Source organism: Deinococcus grandis, assembly GCF_001485435.1.
Taxonomy (GTDB): Bacteria; Deinococcota; Deinococci; order Deinococcales; family Deinococcaceae; genus Deinococcus; species Deinococcus grandis.
Window position 1 is genome coordinate 23,816 of record NZ_BCMS01000004.1, and the last position, 17,937, is coordinate 41,752.

General features: G+C 66.8%; 16 protein-coding genes and 2 pseudogenes. 12 read left to right on the forward strand and 6 right to left on the reverse strand.

The features are described 5' to 3' along the window. Window positions 1–41: 41 nt before the first annotated feature. Window positions 42–1,175 (reverse strand): TDT family transporter, encoded by a 1,134-nt coding sequence (locus DEIGR_RS17695; RefSeq protein WP_058979615.1) that lies wholly within the window; start codon window positions 1,173–1,175, stop codon window positions 42–44. A gap of 78 nt (window positions 1,176–1,253) precedes the next feature. On the opposite strand from DEIGR_RS17695, the gene DEIGR_RS17700 reads away from it, so the two are divergent. Continuing rightward, entirely contained in the window at window positions 1,254–2,144 is an 891-nt protein-coding gene (locus DEIGR_RS17700) for a LysR family transcriptional regulator (protein WP_058979617.1), read from the forward strand. 223 nt (window positions 2,145–2,367) lie between these two features. Here the strand turns inward: DEIGR_RS17700 and DEIGR_RS17705 are convergent, their stop codons facing one another. Both DEIGR_RS17705 and DEIGR_RS17710 read right to left on the reverse strand, forming a co-directional pair. Further along, on the reverse strand, window positions 2,368–2,631 hold the full coding sequence (locus DEIGR_RS17705; RefSeq protein ID WP_058979619.1) for a metal-sensitive transcriptional regulator: 264 nt from the start codon (window positions 2,629–2,631) through the stop codon (window positions 2,368–2,370). 80 nt (window positions 2,632–2,711) lie between these two features. Then, a complete protein-coding gene (locus DEIGR_RS17710; RefSeq protein ID WP_058979620.1) occupies window positions 2,712–2,921 on the reverse strand; it encodes a CopZ family metallochaperone in 210 nt (69 codons plus the stop codon). A 167-nt stretch (window positions 2,922–3,088) separates the two neighbouring features. Here DEIGR_RS17710 and DEIGR_RS17715 point away from each other — a divergent pair, with 167 nt between their 5' ends. From DEIGR_RS17715 to DEIGR_RS17750, 10 genes and pseudogenes are all read left to right on the forward strand, one after another. Then, a complete protein-coding gene (locus DEIGR_RS17715) occupies window positions 3,089–5,605 on the forward strand; it encodes a heavy metal translocating P-type ATPase (protein WP_058979811.1) in 2,517 nt (838 codons plus the stop codon). A 16-nt stretch (window positions 5,606–5,621) separates the two neighbouring features. Continuing rightward, window positions 5,622–6,053 (forward strand): hypothetical protein, encoded by a 432-nt coding sequence (locus DEIGR_RS17720; protein ID WP_055362850.1) that lies wholly within the window; start codon window positions 5,622–5,624, stop codon window positions 6,051–6,053. 49 nt (window positions 6,054–6,102) lie between these two features. After that, window positions 6,103–6,513 (forward strand): hypothetical protein, encoded by a 411-nt coding sequence (locus DEIGR_RS17725; RefSeq protein ID WP_055362849.1) that lies wholly within the window; start codon window positions 6,103–6,105, stop codon window positions 6,511–6,513. A 151-nt stretch (window positions 6,514–6,664) separates the two neighbouring features. Continuing rightward, window positions 6,665–6,874, forward strand: a pseudogene (locus tag DEIGR_RS19980) (transposase); the annotation flags it as partial. 56 nt (window positions 6,875–6,930) lie between these two features. Beyond that, window positions 6,931–7,053 (forward strand): annotated as a pseudogene (locus DEIGR_RS21675) (IS982 family transposase); the annotation flags it as partial. Window positions 7,054–7,377: 324 nt separating this feature from the next. Further along, a complete protein-coding gene (gene lnt / locus DEIGR_RS17730) occupies window positions 7,378–8,877 on the forward strand; it encodes an apolipoprotein N-acyltransferase (protein WP_058979622.1) in 1,500 nt (499 codons plus the stop codon). 584 nt (window positions 8,878–9,461) lie between these two features. Then, window positions 9,462–10,358, forward strand: a complete 897-nt coding sequence (locus tag DEIGR_RS17735; RefSeq protein ID WP_058979624.1) for a C39 family peptidase — start codon at window positions 9,462–9,464, stop codon at window positions 10,356–10,358. Window positions 10,359–10,465: 107 nt separating this feature from the next. Further along, window positions 10,466–11,095: a M23 family metallopeptidase gene (locus DEIGR_RS21570; protein WP_058979625.1), complete on the forward strand. Its 630-nt coding sequence runs from the start codon at window positions 10,466–10,468 to the stop codon at window positions 11,093–11,095. A 168-nt stretch (window positions 11,096–11,263) separates the two neighbouring features. Next, window positions 11,264–11,680: a hypothetical protein gene (locus DEIGR_RS17745; RefSeq protein ID WP_058979627.1), complete on the forward strand. Its 417-nt coding sequence runs from the start codon at window positions 11,264–11,266 to the stop codon at window positions 11,678–11,680. Further along, the gene (locus DEIGR_RS17750; RefSeq protein WP_058979629.1) at window positions 11,677–12,327 is read left to right on the forward strand and encodes a DUF305 domain-containing protein; all 651 of its coding nucleotides are present in this window, start codon (window positions 11,677–11,679) and stop codon (window positions 12,325–12,327) included. Before DEIGR_RS17745 ends, DEIGR_RS17750 begins: the two co-directional genes overlap by 4 nt. Before the next feature lie 208 nt (window positions 12,328–12,535). Here DEIGR_RS17750 and DEIGR_RS17755 read toward each other — a convergent pair whose 3' ends face one another. Together DEIGR_RS17755 and parS are read right to left on the reverse strand one after the other, a co-directional pair. Beyond that, the gene (locus DEIGR_RS17755) at window positions 12,536–13,045 is read right to left on the reverse strand and encodes an RES family NAD+ phosphorylase (RefSeq protein ID WP_058979631.1); all 510 of its coding nucleotides are present in this window, start codon (window positions 13,043–13,045) and stop codon (window positions 12,536–12,538) included. Beyond that, complete coding sequence (gene parS, locus DEIGR_RS17760; protein ID WP_058979633.1) at window positions 13,042–13,488, reverse strand: type II RES/Xre toxin-antitoxin system antitoxin; 447 nt, start codon at window positions 13,486–13,488, stop codon at window positions 13,042–13,044. Before parS ends, DEIGR_RS17755 begins: the two co-directional genes overlap by 4 nt. A 580-nt stretch (window positions 13,489–14,068) precedes the next feature. On the opposite strand from parS, the gene DEIGR_RS17765 reads away from it, so the two are divergent. Next, window positions 14,069–14,782 carry a hypothetical protein gene (locus DEIGR_RS17765; RefSeq protein WP_058979635.1) on the forward strand — a complete coding sequence of 238 codons (714 nt, stop codon included), beginning with the start codon at window positions 14,069–14,071 and terminating at the stop codon, window positions 14,780–14,782. 2 nt (window positions 14,783–14,784) lie between these two features. On the opposite strand, the gene DEIGR_RS17770 is transcribed toward DEIGR_RS17765, so the two are convergent. Continuing rightward, a complete protein-coding gene (locus DEIGR_RS17770) occupies window positions 14,785–17,121 on the reverse strand; it encodes a heavy metal translocating P-type ATPase (protein ID WP_058979637.1) in 2,337 nt (778 codons plus the stop codon). Window positions 17,122–17,937: the final 816 nt, after the last annotated feature.

Sequence of the window (17,937 nt, forward strand, 5' to 3'; positions counted from 1 at the left end):
GAATGAGGGGACGAGGGGAATCTATAGAAGTCGAAGCAGGCTCAGGGACGGGGCAGCCCGGTTTCACGCGAGAGGGGGGGCACGCCGAACAACTCGCCGCGCCACACGCCGCGCAGGGTGTGCGCCGTGACCAGTCCCCACAGCGCCGTGAGGACCACCACGAACACGTGGCCCAGATGGGTAAAGACGTCCAAATGGGTCAGCGCGCCCAGGCCAAAGGTCGCTGCCGTGTAGACCCCCAGCGGGAAGGTCAGCCCCCACCAGCCCAGGTTGAAGGGCAGCCCCCGGCGCACGAACCGCAGGGTGGTCAGGGTCGCCAGTGCCAGCCACCACGCCCCGAAGCCCCACAGCACCAGCCCGCCCGCCAGTCCCAGCCCGGTCAATACCGGGGCCAGTTCGCCCAGCCCCTGCGCGGCCAGCACGCGCGGCGCGGCCTCGCCCAGTTGCAGCAGGGCCAGGGCACCCGTCGCCAGCGGCCCCAGGGGCAGGAACATGCTCACGGCCAGGTCGGGGGTGGGCAACTTGTGCTGGGCCAGCCGCAGGATCAGCACCGTGATGACCATCAGGGCCAGCGGCACCGACAGCGCGAAAAGCACGTATCCGGCGTAGACCAGCGTGGTCGCGCTGCTGGTGTCCAGGTGCGGCGCGATCAGTCCGGCGCTCGCGGCGGCCACCTCCGAGGCGACGATGGGCAGCAGCCACACGCCGGTCATGCGCTCCAGGGCGTGGTCCTGCCGGGTGAACATCAGGTAGGGCACCAGCAACCCGACCCCCACCGAGAGCAGGGCGTCGAAGGCCCACAGGTCGCGGGCCAGCACAGCCGCGCCCTCGCCCCAGCGCGGGACGCCGAAAGCGATCAGGCCGTTGATGACCGTTGCCAGGCCCATCGGTACGGCGCCCAGGAACATGCTCTGGACCGGGTGGTGCAGCGTAGCCAGGCTGTCTTTCGGGAACAGGGCGATGCGGGCCACTGAGAGGGCCGTGAACAGGACCAGCAGGACCATGTTCAGCACCCACAGACCTTCACCCAGGAGTGCAGTGCCGGGCAGCGGCAGGTGCGGGAGCATCAGGGCCAGGATGCCGGTGCCCATGGTCGCGGCGAACCAGTTGGGCGTGAAGGCCTGCACGACAGTCAAGGCACTGTCCTGGCGGGCAAATAGAGGCGAAGCAGTCATGAATGAAGGATAGATGTCCCGTATTATAAACTCAAATTAGAGTTGATTTTACTGAGGCAAAAAATATATATATCTGGCATGGCCCTGAATCCGGAGCATCTGTTGACGTTCGTGCGGGTGGCGCGGCTGGGCAGTCTGAGCGCTGCCGCCGAGGAACTGAACCTGACTCAGCCCGCCGTGTCCAGCCAGCTCAAGTTGCTGACCCAGGCGGTCGGAGAGCCTATCTTCCGGCGGCACCGGACCGGGGTGACGCTGACCGGGGCGGGCGAGGGCCTGCTGGTGCACGCCCAGGCGCTGGGCCGCGTGATGGACGGCGCTCGCACCTACGTCCATGAGCGTCAGGGCCTGGAAACGGGAACCCTGCGGTTGGCGGCCAGCAGCACGATTGCCGCGTCCCTGTTGCCTGCGGCCCTGGCGTCCTACCATGCCCAGTATCCGGGCGTGGCCTTCGAGATCCGGCAAGGCAATACCCAGGAGGTCATGGGGCTGCTCCAGGCAGGTCAGATCGAAGTGGCACTGATCGAGGGCCCACCAGGCCCTCTGCCTGCGGAGTGGCAGGTCCAGGTCTTCGGACACGACGAGCTGGTGTTGGTGGCCGCCCCTGATCATCCACTGGTGGACTCATTCCCGGCAGATACGGTGCTGCCACTGATCTGGCGGGAACACGGTTCCGGTACCCGGGAGGTGGCGGAGCAGGCGCTGGCGCACACCAGGATGGTCGGCAGCAATCGGCTGGAACTACCTGGCACCGAGGCTGTCAAGGAAGCGGTCATTCAGGGATTGGGGGTTGCGTTGCTGCCGGAACTGCGGGTGCGCCGGGAAGTGCAGTCGGGGGTGCTGGTCCGGCTGCCCCTGGACTTGCCCGAGTTGCGCCGTCCGCTGAGCCGAGTCAGCCTGCCTCTGGACCAGGTTTCCTACGCCACCCGATCCTTTCTGAATGGGTTGGAGACCAGGCTGGGAATGAGATGAACAGCGCGTGGAAGGAATGTGCCGTCACAAACGGATAAAATCACGCTCTGATTTCAATAAACCCCGACTCTCCGTTCCATTACTACCACCGTGCCGTGAACAGGCAACGACGGGAAAAGGGCAAGCGGACCGCCGCGTTCCGGATGTGATCTGGGTCCGTCAGCGGCGGCTGGCCAACGGCGCGTTATTCACCCTGGCAACCTGACAGGGGGTTTGCCGTCACTCAGATGTACTTGAGCACGTCCATGAGCTCGTCCACCATGTCCTGGGCGTCGCCCCGGGTGGCGGCGGTCGCCACGTGCGCTTCGAGGTGCCCGCGCAGGACCACGCTGGCCGCGCCGTCGAGCGCGCCCTGCACGGCCTTGATCTGCCGCAGCACGTCCACGCAGTAGACATCGGGATCCTCCAGGGAGCGGCGGATGCTTTCCAGGTGACCGCGGGCGATGGCGAGACGACGCGCGGCGCGCTGGCGACTGTCTTCGGGCATGCAGAGGTGCTGGCTCGTGTGACAGGCCTCCCCCTCAGGGGGATGGGGCGCAGGCGGCCTGGCGGTCGTCGCCTTCGGCATTACTGAGGCGAAACGGCCGCGCCGTACCCTTCTTCCTGCACGGCGGTGATCAGGTGCTGCGCGTCGGCGCTGCCCTGCACAACGGCCTTGCCGGTCTTGAGGTCCACCTGGGCGTCCGTGACGCCGGGCACGCTTTTCAGGGCGCTGGCGACGCCGCTCTGGCAGTGGCCGCAGGTCATGCCAGTGATGGTCAGTTCAATCTGGTTCATGGTCTTCCTCCTGGCATTAAGCTATACCCTCCCCCCTGGGATGTCAAGAGAATTAGAGAAGAGAGAGCCAGAAACACAAGCTTTTCCTGGTGGCATCTTGCACATCCCCTCCCCCGGGGTCTATGCTGGCCTGAGAAGTAACCCCCTTGGGGGGATTGGAGGAATCCATGACACACACCATCGAGCTCGGCATTCAAGGCATGACCTGCGCCAGTTGCGTGGGCCGCGTCGAACGCGGCCTGAAGAAGGTGGACGGCGTCCAAGACGCCACCGTGAACCTTGCCACCGAGCGCGCCACCGTGACCTACGACCCTGCCCTCACCGGCCCGGACGCCCTGCTGGCCAAGATCAAGGACGTCGGCTACGATCCCCTCGTCAGCACCACCGAACTCGGGATTCAGGGCATGACCTGCGCGAGCTGCGTCGGCCGGGTCGAGCGCGCCCTGAAGAAGGTGGACGGCGTTCTGAGCGCCAGCGTCAACCTCGCCACCGAACGCGCCAGCGTGACCTACCTCCCGGCCAGCGTCAGCCCCGGACAGCTCAAGGCCGCCATCCGCGAGGCGGGCTATGAGGTCCTTGACGAGCAAGCTGGTCTGAGCCGTGAAGATCAGGAACGTGAAGCGCGCGCCCAGGAAGTCGACCACCTGCGCCGCCAGGTGCTGTTCAGCACCGTCTTCGCGCTCCCCCTGCTGCTGATTGCCATGGTGCCCATGGTCATCCCGGCCGTGAACGACTGGCTGATGGCCACCTTCGGGCACGGCGTCATGGGCACCCTCAACTGGATCATGCTTGCCCTCGCCCTGCCCATCCAGTTCGGTCCCGGACGGCGCTTCTACCGGCTGGGCTGGAAGAGCCTGAAAAACAAATCCCCTGACATGAACGCCCTGGTGATGATCGGCACCACCGCCGCGTTCGTGTACTCGCTGGTGGCCACGGTGGCCCCCGGCATCTTCCCGGACGGCACCGCGCACGTGTACTACGAAGCCTCGGGGGTCGTGATCACCCTGATTCTGCTCGGCAAATTCTTCGAAGCGGTAGCCAAAGGCCGCTCCAGCGAAGCCATGAAGAAGCTGCTGAGCCTGCAGGCCAAAACCGCCCGCGTCGTGCGGGGCGGACAGGAACTCGAGCTCCCCACCGATGAAGTGCTGGTCGGTGACCTGATCTCGGTTCGCCCGGGCGAGAAGATCCCGGTCGATGGGGAAGTCGTCAGCGGCAACTCCTTTGTCGATGAATCCATGATCACCGGTGAACCGGTGCCAGTCAGCAAGCAGACCGGCGCCCCCGTCGTGGGCGGCACCATCAACCAGAACGGCGCCCTGAGCTTCCGCGCCACGAAAATTGGCGCCGACACCGCCCTCGCCCAGATCATCAAGCTGGTGGAAACCGCGCAGGGCAGCAAACCCCCCATCCAGGGCCTCGCGGATAGGGTTGTGGCCGTCTTCGTCCCCGTCGTGCTGGGCATCGCGGCCCTGACCTTCCTGCTCTGGCTGATCTTCGGTGGGCAGACCGCCCTCTCCTTCGCGCTGGTGACCACGGTCGCGGTCCTGATCATCGCCTGCCCCTGCGCCATGGGCCTGGCCACGCCCACCAGCATCATGGTGGGCACCGGCAAAGCCGCTGAACTAGGGGTCCTCTTTAAAGGGGGCGGCGCCCTGGAAGGGCTGCAGGACGTGCAGGTCGTCGCGGTGGACAAGACCGGCACGCTGACCAAAGGCAAACCCGAGCTGACTGACCTGGTGACAACAGACGCCTTTACCCGCACCGACGTCCTGCGCCTGGTCGCCGCAGCGGAGGCGCAGAGTGAGCACCCCATTGCCCGCGCCATCGTGGACGCCGCGAAAACAGAAGGCGTTGCTCTGGTGCAGCCCGAGCACTTCGAAGCGGTGCCTGGATTCGGCCTGGAAGCGCGGGTGGATGGCCACCTGGTGCAAGTGGGCGCCGACCGGTACATGACCCGCCTGGGCCTCGACACGGCCGTCTTCACGGCGCAGGCCGAACGGCTGGGCGATGAAGGCAAGAGCCCGCTGTTCGCGGCGATTGACGGTCAGCTCGCGGCCGTGATCGCGGTGGCCGATCCCATCAAGGATGGGAGTCTGGAGGCGGTGCGCGCCCTGCACGCCCAGGGCCTGAAGGTCGCCATGATCACTGGGGACAACACCCGCACCGCGCATGCGATTGCCCGGCAGCTGGGCATCGATGAAGTCCTGGCCGAAGTGCTGCCCAGCGGCAAGAGTGAGGCGGTGAAGGCCCTGCAGGCTGGGGGCCAGAAGGTCGCCTTCGTCGGAGACGGCATCAATGACGCGCCGGCACTCGCCCAGGCAGACGTGGGCCTGGCCATCGGCACGGGCACGGACGTGGCGGTGGAAACCGCCGACGTGATCCTGATGAGCGGCGACCTGCGCGGCGTGCCGAACGCCTTCGCCCTGAGCCGCGCCACGCTGCGCAACATCAAGCTCAACCTCTTCTGGGCCTTCGCCTACAACATCATCCTGATTCCGGTCGCGGCTGGCGTGCTGTACCCCGCCTTTGGCCTCCTGCTCAGTCCGGTCCTGGCTGCCGCCGCGATGGGCTTCTCCAGTGTGTTCGTCCTGACCAACGCCCTGCGCCTGCGCGGCTTCCGCCCACCCGTTAACCCCGACCCCGCCCCGGTTCGTGCCGGGACGGTGAGGGCCGCGTCCGCCTGAGCGGAGGTGACGTGCCATGGCGAAACTGAAGGTCGCGGCCCTGATGCAGCATTTGCGGCGGCATGCCAAGCACGCCCAGTGCCGGCGCAGCTTCCTGGAGCGGGCCCAGATGCGCGCCGCGGTGGACGCCGAGCAGGGCCTGACGTTTCTGGGGGTCGGCAGTTCCTGCGGGAAACCCGCGTTCGCCCTGCCGTACCCGCTGACCTGGACCGAAGCAGCGCTGGACCGACTCGAGCACCTGGCCGAGCAGCACTTCTGTTACGTCGAGTATGGCCAGCTCGCGCACCTCAAACGGCGGGTGGACGACCGCGAACTGCTCGCCGTGCAGGACTGGACGCCGTTCGGGGTGGTGTACGTGCGGGCGGAGTACCCCCTCGCGGACACGTTGCTGCGCGACCTGACCGTTACCCTTCAGCCGGAGGACGCTCCGGAGAGCACCGCGCCGTGACGCCACACCGCCCGACCCTTGCCCTCCCCCTTCTTCCCTGGAGATTCGTATGCCCAAATTGACGGTTGGCCCCTGGATTGCTGCTCAGAAACTCCCCAGCCGGGACGTGGCCCGTGACCGCTTCGCCTTCCTGGACCGCACCCGCCTGCGGGACGAGACCCCCACCGTGGCTGGCCTGCCGCTGGTTGGCATGGGCGGCTCATGCGGCAAGCCCTGCTTCGCCCTGCCGTTCGTGTTGACCTGGACGGACGAGAACACCCGCGCGTTAGAAGAAGTCGGACGCACGTACGGCTGTTACGTCGAGTACGGCCTGTACCCGCACCTGAAGCTGCGCGAGAATGATCAGGAGGTGGCGGCCGTGCAGGACTGGACCACGTTTGGCATGGTGTACCTACGCCCGGGGTACGAGAAGGCCGAGGAACTGCTGACGGATCTTGTGCGCGCCCTGAGCCCCGCGTAAGCGAGGGGCCGGACGCCGACAGCACACCGTGTGCTGTCGGCGTCTGTTTATGGGACCGCACCCCGGGAGGGCCAGAAATTCCGCGCCGCGTTGTGGGACGACACGTCCCGCCGAGGCTGATTCGCCATAAACCATCTCTGGAACAGTAAAACGCCTGTCTTTGGTGTTTTTGCCACCGTACGCCCCGGAGTTGAACCCAATCGAGCTGGTGTGGGCGTATGTGAAGCGGAATGTGCTGGGCAACTGCTGTGCCCGCTCGGTCTCCTTCCTGAAGGCGAAGCTCGTGACAGCCTGGCAGCGGATCCGGTACATTCAACGCCCTCGTCACCTGACGGATGCCAATGTCCAGCGGGAGCAATAAATTACCGCGAATAGGGGTTGACAAGGGCGGCTAGAAAGGCGCTAGGGAGAGGGCTCATGAGCCCTCTCGATCTCACTTTCCTCCCGCTTTCAGCCGCAGTAACGCGCCTCACCCAATGGATCGCTCCGCACATCCCAGCGAAATTGCTGCACCCACACGAGAAAATGTCCGACGCTGACAATGAGCGGGCGAGCTAGGCCGAGCCCAGCACCGTCAGAATCAGCAGGACTGTCCCCAGCCAAGGACCCGCCCGTCTGCGGCGGGGACGTGGCGAGGTTACGTGGACCCCAGCTGGGTGGACGGCAGGGAAGCGGGCGGGCAAGGGCGGGTGGACATGTCAGGTTCCTCCACCGCGAGCTTAGGTGGGACGTGTTGGCGTCGTGTAAAGCTTTACCGCATCTGAACGCGACTCCCGTAGGGTGCGGCGCGTGAACGACCGTGTTGCCTTGTGGAGTTCCCGACTCAACCCTCCCCCTTGGCTGGGGGACGCCTTGGGCGGCGTGATGCTGGGCCTGATGTTCCTGCCGTCACCGTTGGCCGTGCTCGCTCCACTCCCGCTGGCGATGCTGCACCACCGTCTGGCCCACAGCACGGCCGGGTGGGGCGCTTTCCGGCATGCGTTCGCGTTCGCCTTGGCCTTTTTCGGTGTGCACCTCGCCTGGCTGCCCATCAGCATGGCGGCCGTGCTGGGGCCCCTGGGTGGGCTCCTCACCGTGCTCGTCCTGCCCGCTGCGGCGCTGACTTGGGCAGTGCCCCTGACCCTTACCCGGGTGGCCTTCGGCCCCCGCACCCTGCTCGCTCTGCCCCTTGCCTGGGTCCTGCTCGAGGCGCTGCGCACCCAAGGTCCCCTGGCCTTCCCGTGGGGCGCGCCCGGGTACGCCCTGATCCAGACCCCACTGGCCCAGCTCGCCAGCATCGGTGGGGCCGCGCTTCTCACGCTGCTGGTGACCGGAACCGCCAGCGTCCTGGCCGGTCTGGGGGGCAGCCGTCCTCCTGTTCTCCTGATGGGGCTGGCGGTCTGGGGCGCTGGCCTCGTGTGGGGCCGGGAAGTCACGCCCCCCATCACGCCCGCTCCCCGGACCGCTGTGCTCGTGCAGGGGGCGATCGATCCGCGCCTCAAGGCCCAGGGGCGCACCCTCAATGAGTTCCAGATTTACCTTGATCTGACGCGGCGCGCTCTGCGTTCAGGGGAAGCGGACCTGGCCGTGTGGCCGGAGACGGCGAGTCCGCTGCCCGCCTCCGATCCGGGGGTGCTGCCCGCCCTCCGGGGCCTGGGCGTTCCCCTGCTGCTCGGTGCCCCGGGCGATGTGCCCGGCCAGGCGCGCAACAGCGCCTACGGTGTGGACGGCGAGGTCACGGGGCGGCAGGACAAACGCGTCCTGGTGCCATTCGGGGAGCGTTTGCCTTTCTCAGGTGTGCTGGGGGGGCTCTATACCCCTGTCTTGAGGAGCCTGGGGATGGCCGGGTACACCAGCCTGACCCCTGGAAGGCTGCTGAACGTGCTGCCCGTGCGGGACCTGCGCGCGGGGGTGAGCATTTGCTACGAGTCCGTGTTTGGGCAGCTCAGTCGGCAGGCCGTGCGGGCCGGAGCCAACCTGCTCGTTGTGCTCTCCAACGACGCGTGGTTTGGGCAGGGGGCAGGGGCCGAACAGCATTTTCAGATGGGCCGCCTGCGCGCCATCGAAACCCGGCGGTTTCTGCTGCGCGCCGGGAACGACGGGGTCAGCGCAGTCATTGACCCCTGGGGCCAGGTCCGGTTTCGCGCGCCCCGGGGCGCGCGGGGCGCCTACCGGGTCACCTTTGATCTCTCGACAATTCGCACGCCCTTCGTGCTGTACGGCAACTGGGTCGTATGGGCAAGCGCACTGGCACTGCTGATGGCCGGTGCCAGGCTGATCCGCAATCCGGGGATTTCGCTCCGCCCGATCTCCAGTCAAGCCCTCGATACGAGAGCTGACCACGGGGAGCGTTGTCAGTCCACGGGTCCGCTGTATGGCCGATGAACCGGGTTGTCCATGATCAGCAGCCGGCGGCGGAAGCGGCGCGTCCAGGACGTCTTCAAAGTGCGCTTTCATCCTGTGGCCACCGCCTGAGGAATGCTTGATCAGCACAGGTGACCGGTGCACCACCGCCATCTTCGTCGGGTTTCCGGATCATGTGGCAGTCTGGGTTCCCCTAGAGATTCAAAGGATGGTGTCGAGCTGGACACCTTGCCCAGCCATGTAGCGGGTGACGCCCTCTTGGTCAATCTCGCGGAAAATTTGTGTGTCGGCCGAAGCGCACTGTACAGCTCAGTTTGACCTGGTCGTGGTGGAAAACGTTGAAATCCTGGGCCCTGAAGGGGTGCCGGGTGGAGCTCTGATTCGAGATGGTGGGGCGCGCCTTCCGGAACCGGATGACCGCTTCCTGTGGCTTTGGGGTGTCGGAAACGTCATCGCCTGGTGAAAGACCCTGCCATCCGTCATGAACGGATGAACGCTTGGTGGGAGCGCCTGCGCCCAGGTCATCCCTTCGAGCATGAATGCTCACCCAACACGTCAAGCCATGAGTCGAATGCATCCTTCAGGCGCCCAGGCCACACTGCAGCATGACGCGTCGCTGGTGGCTGATCCTGGGGGCGGGGTGGAGCTGGGGCGTGGCCAGCGCCCAGCCCGCGAGCGTGACCTTGAAGAACATCCGGCATGACTTTCAGGCGCTGAACAACTGCGCGCCGGTCACGGCCATGACCCTGCTGGGGTATTACGGCGCCTCGGTCACGCAGGCGCAGGCGGCCGCCGTGATGAAGGATTACCCGGGTGATCCGCAGGTTACGAGTCTTGAGCTGGCCAGCTATCTGGGCCGCGCGGGGCTGCAGAGCGTCATCCGCTACGCCGGGGACGCCGAACTGCTGCGGTCACTGGTGGCGGCGGGGTTTCCGGTGGTGCTCCAGCAGCGGCTGCAGCGGGGCAGCAACGTGGCGCATTTCCGCACGGTGTACGGGTACAGCGCGGGCCAGTTTCTGATCAGTGATCCGCTGCTCGGGCCGTCTCTGCGGCTCAGTGCCCAGCGGCTCGCCGAGCTCTGGGCGTACTACAACGGGGAGTACCTGGTGGCGTTTCCCCCCGCCAGGGCTGGGGAGGTGCAGCGCCTTCTGGGCAGCGATTACAGCGCCGCCGCGAACTGGCAGCACCTCCGGGCACATGGGGAGCAGGATATCAAAGCGCGCCCGCGTGATCCCTACGCCTGGTGGGGGCTGGCCAAGGCCACCCTGTGCCTGGGCAACGCCGCGCTGGCATCGGACTACTTCGAGCGGGCCGTGAACCTGGGGGTGCCCACCATGTACTACCTGTACCGCCAGGAAGCGTTCGAGGCCTGGACGCAGGCGGGACGGCACAGCCGGACCCTGAGCGTCACGCAGCGGGCCCTGCAGGCGTTTCCGCGCAGCAAGGAACTGCAGTATTTCCGCACCCTGGCCGGCAGAGCGGTGGGCCAGTCGGGCGGCTGAGGACCGCAGCAAGGGGCTTGGCCGCCTGTGTCCGCCCGGGCCTTAATGGTCCGCGCGGTCATCAAATCTTTACAGAAACTTTATAAACCGCCGGTACGGTGGCCCGGATGTGGCGTTCTTTGCTCCTCACCCTGGGCCTCGCCGCCCTGAGTCTCTCCACCGCTGCGACCGTGACGGTCAAGCCCGGCGACACGCTGTACGGCATTGCCCGGCGGCAGGGGGTGAGTCTGGAGGCGCTGCTGGCGAAGAATAAGGGCCTGAATCCGCAACTGGCCCTGAAGGTGGGGCAGGTGCTGCAGCTGCCAGATCGGCCCTCGGCCACCCGCGCGGCGACCGTGACCGCCACAGGTGGGGCCACCGTGCGGCCTGCGGGCATCCGCGTGACCTCGGTGCTGCCCGTGCAGGGCCGGCTGACCAGCCCGTATTCGCCCGCGCACCTGGGCCTGGACCTGGCGGCGCCCACAGGGACTCCATTCGTGGCGGCCCGTGGAGGGCGCGTGACCGAGTCCCGGTTTGACGCGCGGACCGGCTGGGGCTGGACGATCGTGCTGGACCACGGGGACGGCATGACAACGCGCTACAGCCACAACAGCGCCAACCTCGTGCAGGTGGGTCAGACCGTGGAGACCGGGCAGGTGATCGGCCGGGTGGGCAGCACCGGCAACAGCACGGGGCCACACCTGGACTTCCGCGTGATGGTGAACGGCAAGGTCATCAACCCCATGGGCCTGTACTGAGCGGCGCCAGGGGAGAAGGTCATGCGCCTTTCCCCTTCAGGGTTTCTTAAGGCGCGCTCAGCTTTACAGAAACTGAACACGCGCGGTCCAGGGTGAACGTGTTCCCTCCCCCGGGAGGGCCGCGGGACCACCGTGGTCCCGCGTCATTTCACGCCCTGGAGGCCCCCGATGGACACCCTCACCCGCATGCTCAACACCCACCCCAAGGCCAGTTCCATGGACGCCGCCCTGCTCGCCACCTGCCTGCAAGCATGCCTGGAGTGCGAGGCGGTGTGCTCGCTGTGCGCCGATGCGTGCCTGAGTGAACACGAACACCTGCACCACCTCACGCACTGCGTCAGTCTGAATACGCAGTGCGCCGCTGTCTGTCAGGCCACCGCCAAGGTGCTCGCGTCATCTGGGCAAGGCGACGCGCAGGTCCTGCAGGCGCAGCTGGAGGCCTGCCTGCGCGCGTGTCAGGCGTGCGCCGAGGAATGCGAGCGGCACGCGCAGGAGATGAACATGGCGCACTGCGCGGTGTGCGCTGAGAGCTGCCGCCGCTGTGAGCAGGCCTGTCAGGCCCTGCTGGGGAGTGTGCGCGCATGAAGCGCATGCTGTTGACCGTTGCCCTGCTGACCTTGAGCTCCGCCCAGGCCGGTGGAATGGACATGGCCATGCCCGGCATGACCCACATGACGATGCCCATGACGCCGTCGGCGTCTGTGCCGGGGCTGTCCCAGATGGGGCTGCAGATGCAGCTGGACATGCGCATGATGATGATGCCGATGATCAGTGACCTCGCCCGGTTGAGTGGGCGGTCCTTCGAGCGGGCGTTCATGTCCATGATGATTCCGCACCACCAGAGCGCCATCGACAGCAGCCGCGCCGTTCTGGAGCGCGCCAAGGATGAACAGGTGCGCGCGTGGGCGACCCAGATCATTGCGGACCAGACGCGCGAGATTGCTGAGATGCAGGCCCAGTTGCGCGCGTATGGCGGGCCGAATCAGGCAGTGATGGCGCGCATGATGCAGATGAACCGCATGATGGACATGCCCGCCATGATCCGCGCGTCAAGCATGCCGGAACGCACGTTCCTGGAAGGCATGCTTCCGCACCACGCGGCCGCCAACGAGAAATCGAACCTGGCCCTGCAGCGGACGCAGGACCCCTTCGTGTTAGAGCTCGCGAAGAAGATCATCACCGCCCAGGCAGGCGAAATGCACGACTTCCAGGGGTGGCTCAGAGCGCATTGAGGCGCCACCAAAAGGTGACCGGCTGATCGTTCATGCTGGTCGCCTTGCGCATGTTTGTGTGGCGGAACGTGGCGTGTGAAGCCTTCGCTTCAGCGTGCAAAACACCCGACCAGGACGTGGCGAAGTCAAGCGCAGCAGGCGGTGGACCCCTCTCGGGTCTGGCGCCTGCTGCGCTTGATTTCAAAGTGGTGGAGCGGAGATTGGACGGTTACAGCCGGGGATCGAAGGTGAGGGGTACAGCGCCCAGGAGGCGCACCAAGGCGGCCGTCTGGGGGTGGCGGGTGTTGATCAGGTAATTGGCCTGGCCAGGCACGAAAACCGAGAGAGGCAGCACTGCGGACGGAATCCGCAGGACCGGTGAAGCCTGAAGGTCATACCACTCGTCCCCGATTACCTGCGTGGCCGGGGTTTCCGGTTGGGCATTCCAGGTGGCGGGTAGATCGCCGGGCGCGAGGTCCAGAATGCCGGCTGGGTCCACCTCCAGGGTGACGTGCCCGTGCGCCACGGTGTGCAGCACCTGGCTGTCCACGTGCACGATGACTTCCAGTGTGGCCTGGGCGAGGGTGTCACTGGTGTAGATGATGCGCCGGTCGTGCTGCAGCGCGGGGTCGGGGCTGTTCCAGCGGCCGCCGTATTGCGCGGCGCCCAGACCATGCGCGTCGAGGGTCGGGAGGGTGGCGTACTTGAGTTTGCTGATGCGGTGGAGGGTCAGGCTCACGTGTAGACTCCGTGCTCAAGTCTGCTCAGCACGGTCGTCACGTACTCGGCACCTCCAGGCAGGAGGGCGAACTGAAGGGGGGTCCGGTGGCCGAACGTGGGTCGGGCGGTCTGCAGCCAGGCGTGGGCCGCCGGCGCGTTCTCGAAGTACGCTTCGGCCGCTTCGGTCACGCGCGCCAGTTGGTACAGGTGCGTGCTCACGTCAGGGCTCAGCGCGCGTCCATTGCGGCGGTAGCTGTGGTACGTGCTGTCACTGAGCCCGATCAGGGCCAGTGTTTCACCGATGGACAGGCCGATGTGCTGCGCGAGGCGCTGCAGGGTGGTGGGCTTGAAGCCCGCGTGAACCGCGTCGCCCAGGTCGAGCAGGGTGGTCGCCTTCAGCCCGAGCAGCGACGTGCCGGGCAGGGCAGGAACGGTGCGGGTGGGGGAAAACGTCTGCGTCATGTCTCACAGCCTTCTGGGCGAGTCCGGCGGGCGCTCACCCCTGGTGTGCGCACCGGTCTGCTGGGTCACGTCCATCCCTGATGGGCCGTGACTTGCCGGGAAGCAGCCCACGCAGCGGTGCCCTGCACTGCTTCGTGGGGACCACGCCGCCTGGTCGGCGCGGTGGGCGGGCGATCTGCGCCCATGTCCCCTGGACATGAGCGCCTTGACCCCTGGTCAAGTGATCGGCGGCGCTGGCGGCTGGGTCCAGGGCCCAGGCCGGTAGGGAGGCACTCCCAACGGCTCTACTTTAGCAGTTTTAAAATCCAGAAATGAAGTGAAGCTCGCAGGTGACAGGACGAAGAGTCAGCACTCCAGCCCAGAAGCGTGGCCCAGGGAGGAACAGGGGTCAGTCTCTTTGCATAACGGGCGAGCAGGTAGCCTTAAGCCCGTCGTGAACCAGGAACTGGCGTGTTCCTGGCAGCAATGTTCAGGCACACCCTCTTCCTGTTTGCCCCACTCTTCAACGTCTTGGGAGACAGGCGAATCTGCTCCTGAGCACCCGTTCACGCAGCTGAGGACCGGGTCAAGGTCCTTTTTTGTGAGCCTCCCCCAACCGACGTCCCGCAGTGAGACTTCCGTCCGCCGTCAGCTGCTGCTGCCGTTTTTTGCGTACTTCCTCCTGCTGGCCTCCACGAGTTTCATCGCCGGCGGCATCGTGCACCTCGGATTGGGGGAGAACACCGCGTACTACCTGGCGCTCGCGGTGCTGGGCGTCGTGTGTTTCACGGTGGGCAACTACCTGCAGGAGTTCGTCCTGCGCAAGAAGACCCGCCCCACCAACCTGGGGGCTTTCCTGCTCGTCTCGTTTGTTCTCTCCGTGGGCATGGGCATGATGACCGGCGGCGTGCAGCACTACCTGGATAACCCGGCTTATTCCTCCGTGCTGATTCCGGTGGGTCTGATCCTGGCGGTGCTGGCCTTCCTGAGCCGTGAAGGCGTGAAGCTTGGCCCCAAGCTGCCGGCCCTGATGGGCGGCACGGTGGCGGTCGCCGCCCTTCTGTTTGGCGGCCTGTCCACCATCGGCCGGGCCATCACCGTGCCCGGCACGGCTGGGCATGCCCACGGCTCCGCCACGTCTGAGCCCACGCCCGTGGCTGGGCACAGCGCGCCCGCTGAATCTGTCGTCTCTGCGGCCCAGGTCACGGAGACGGCTGTGCCTGCCGCCCAGACCCCCGAGGCGGCCCCCGCCCACGCCGAGCCTCACACGGACGCCCACCCGGAAGGCGGCGAGGACGGCCACGACGACCACTGAGGTCACCCAGAGGTGGCCTGCCCCAGTCGCCCCCGGTTAAGCAGGAGCGCGTTCCCCGTAACGATCAGGGTGCTGACGCTCATCAGCAGCGCCGCCCACTCCGGGCGCAGCAGCACCCCGTACGCCGGGTACAGCACGCCCGCCGCGAACGGAATGGCGAGCACGTTGTAGATCACGGCCCAGAACAGGTTCTGGCGGATCTTGCGCTGCACGCGCCGCGCCAGACGGAGGCTGGCCGCGACCGCTGCCGGGTCACTGTTCACCAGCACCACGTCCGCCGTCTCCACCGCCACGTCCGTGCCGGCCCCAATCGCGATGCCCACCTCGGCCTGCGCGAGGGCCGGCGCGTCATTCACCCCGTCCCCCACCATGGCCACCCGCTGCCCCTGGCCCTGCAGGGCCTGCACCTGCGTAGCCTTCTGCTCAGGCAGGACGTCCGCAATCACCGTGTCCAGGCCCAGCTGCCGCGCCACGGCCTGCGCGGTGCGCTCGGTGTCGCCGGTGAGCATGACGGTGCGCACACCGAGGGCCTGGAGTTCGGCCACCGCCGCGCGGGCCGATTCACGGACGCGGTCCGCCACCGCCACGAGTCCCAGGAACTGCCCATCTGCGGCCACGAACATGGCGGTTTTGCCGTCTGACGCCAGTTGCGCCGCCTGGTCTTCCGCGGCCGCGACACTCACCCCGGCCTGCGTCATCAGCGCCCGGTTGCCAATCCAGACCTGCCGCCCATCCACCGTCGCCTGCACCCCCCGCCCCGGCACGGCCTCGAAGGTCTCCGGTGCGGTCACCGTCAAGCCCCGGTCCCGGGCGCCGCGCACGATCGCGTCGGCCAGCGGATGCTGGGAGGGCTGATCGGCGGACGCGGCCAGGCGCAGCAGCTCATGCTCGGCGACCCCCGCTGCAGGCACCACATCCGTCAGGGCCGGCTTGCCTTCCGTCAAGGTGCCCGTCTTATCGAACACCACCGTGGTCACGCCCGCTGCCGCTTCCAGTGCTGAGGCGTTCTTGAACAGCACCCCCGCCTGTGCGCCCCGCCCCACCCCCACCGTGATGGCGGTCGGCGTGGCCAGCGCCAGGGCGTCCGGGCAGGCAATCACGATGGCGGACACGGCGGCTGTCAGGGCGAACACCAGGTTCTCCCCCAGCAGTGTCCACGCGAGGAAGGCCAGCAGGCCACTGCCCAGCGCCACGAACACCAGGTACTTCCCGGCCGTGTCCGCCAGACGCTGCGCGGGCGCTTTGCTCGCCTGCGCGTCCTGCACGAGCTGCACGATGCGCGCCAGGGCGGTGTCCACGCCCACGGCCGTGGCCCGGAACTGAAACGCCCCGTTCTGGTTCACGGTGCCCGCAGCGACCCTCGCCCCCGGCGTTTTCTCAACCGGCACCGGCTCCCCGGTCAGCATGCTCTCGTCCACGAAGGACGTGCCGCTCACCACCTCGCCGTCCACCGGCACGCGGTCGCCTGGGCGTATAGCCACGAGGTCACCCGTCACCACCTGTTCGACCGGCAGTTCGACCTCGGCGCCGTCCCGGATCACCCGGGCGGTCGCAGGTGCTAGGCGCAGCAGGGCCTCCACCGCCCGCCCCGTGGCGAATCGCGAGCGCATCTCCAGCCAGTGGCCCAGCAGGGAGAAGGTGGTCAGCATCGCGGCCGCCTCGAAAAACACCTCCTGCGAGCCCAGCGCCAGGGTGGCCCACACCGAGTACGCGTACGACACCAGGATGCCCAGCGCGATCAGGGTCATCATGTTCGCTTCGCCCCGCCGCAGGGCGCGCCAAGCGGCGGAGATGAAGGGCCACCCGCCCCACCACACGACGGGCGTGGTGAGCAGCAGCCCGAAGACATTCATGCCCAGGCCGAAAGGCGGCATGGCCGTAAAACCGATGGCTTCTCCGATCGGGGAGTACAGCACCGCTGGAATGGTGAGCAGCAGTGACACCGTGAAGCGTCGCAGCATGTCGGTGACCATCGCTTCCCCATGCCCGGCATGTGCGTCCCCGTGTCCGGCATGGTCCGCGTGCCCGCCCGGCGCTGGGGCAGGTCCGGCGTGTGAGGTCTGCGGGTGGTGTGCGTGCCCTGACGCGGCGGCCGACGCGCGTTCACAGGTGCAGAGGTACCCAGCGGCCTCCAGCTGGGTCCGGAGGCGCGTTTCATCCGTCACCGCCGGGTCAATCTGCACGTGTGCCACACTGCGGGTGCGGTCCAGGTGGACCTGCGTCACGCCTGGCCGCTGACGAATAAAGGTGTCTGCGCCTTGCAGGTCGGTGCCGCTGTGGCAGGTGCGCAGCGCCACCTCCAGCCTGGCCGCGTCGGATGAATGATGCGCGTGGGTCATGGTGGCCTCCTGAGGAATGGTCAGTGGGGAAAATTGACGTGCTCGGCACACCAGTGTCGGGAGTCAGCGCTCAGAAGCCCAGTGCTGTGTAACGCGGCCTGCCCTGTTGCTGGTTCCACGTCCTTGCCGCTCCACGGTTGTACTGTGAAACGCCCGTGTTAAGTTCGAGTAAAGCGCAGGGCGTGCGGCTGGGGCCCGAAGTCGCCCCTCAGCTTCAGGAGCGCTCAGCCCCCCTGTCGGTCCACCCTTCGTTTGACCTTCAGTCCCGACACTGTGAAAGGTTTGTCCAGGGCTGCATGTCATCAACGCCGTTGAACCTCTGACCTTTCCAGCTGGAATCACACCAGCGCACCAAGGGAAACACCCAGGAGAAACGAAGGCGGGTGGGACAGAGAGACGGTAGCCAGCTTTGAGGCATGGAAGGTGGCCTTGATGTAAACGCAGCGCCGCACTCATGCTGCCTGTCCCCCGAGTCCATAACGAGACTCAAACAAGAGGTCCAGAAATGCCCGGTGGACATGAAGGTTGGCCTGTGCCCGGAGGAGTTGGTGCCCTCTGGTGGCTCTGCCTGACGAAACCACCGTGGGTGGCCATAGTCTTGCGCGCCTATTCGGTGCGCAGTGTCTCTTCAGACCGCGCCTAACAGCGAGGGCAGCGGCAGCACAGCAGCCACGCGGCAGTACACGGCGCAGAAGGTCAGCGTCCAGGACTAACCCAACAACAGCGAAGGACACGGGCTTGAACCTTGTGCCTGCACCGGCAGACACCTTGGCGGCAGGTGCTGCAGCCGCCTGGTACAGCAGGTCCAGGTTGGAC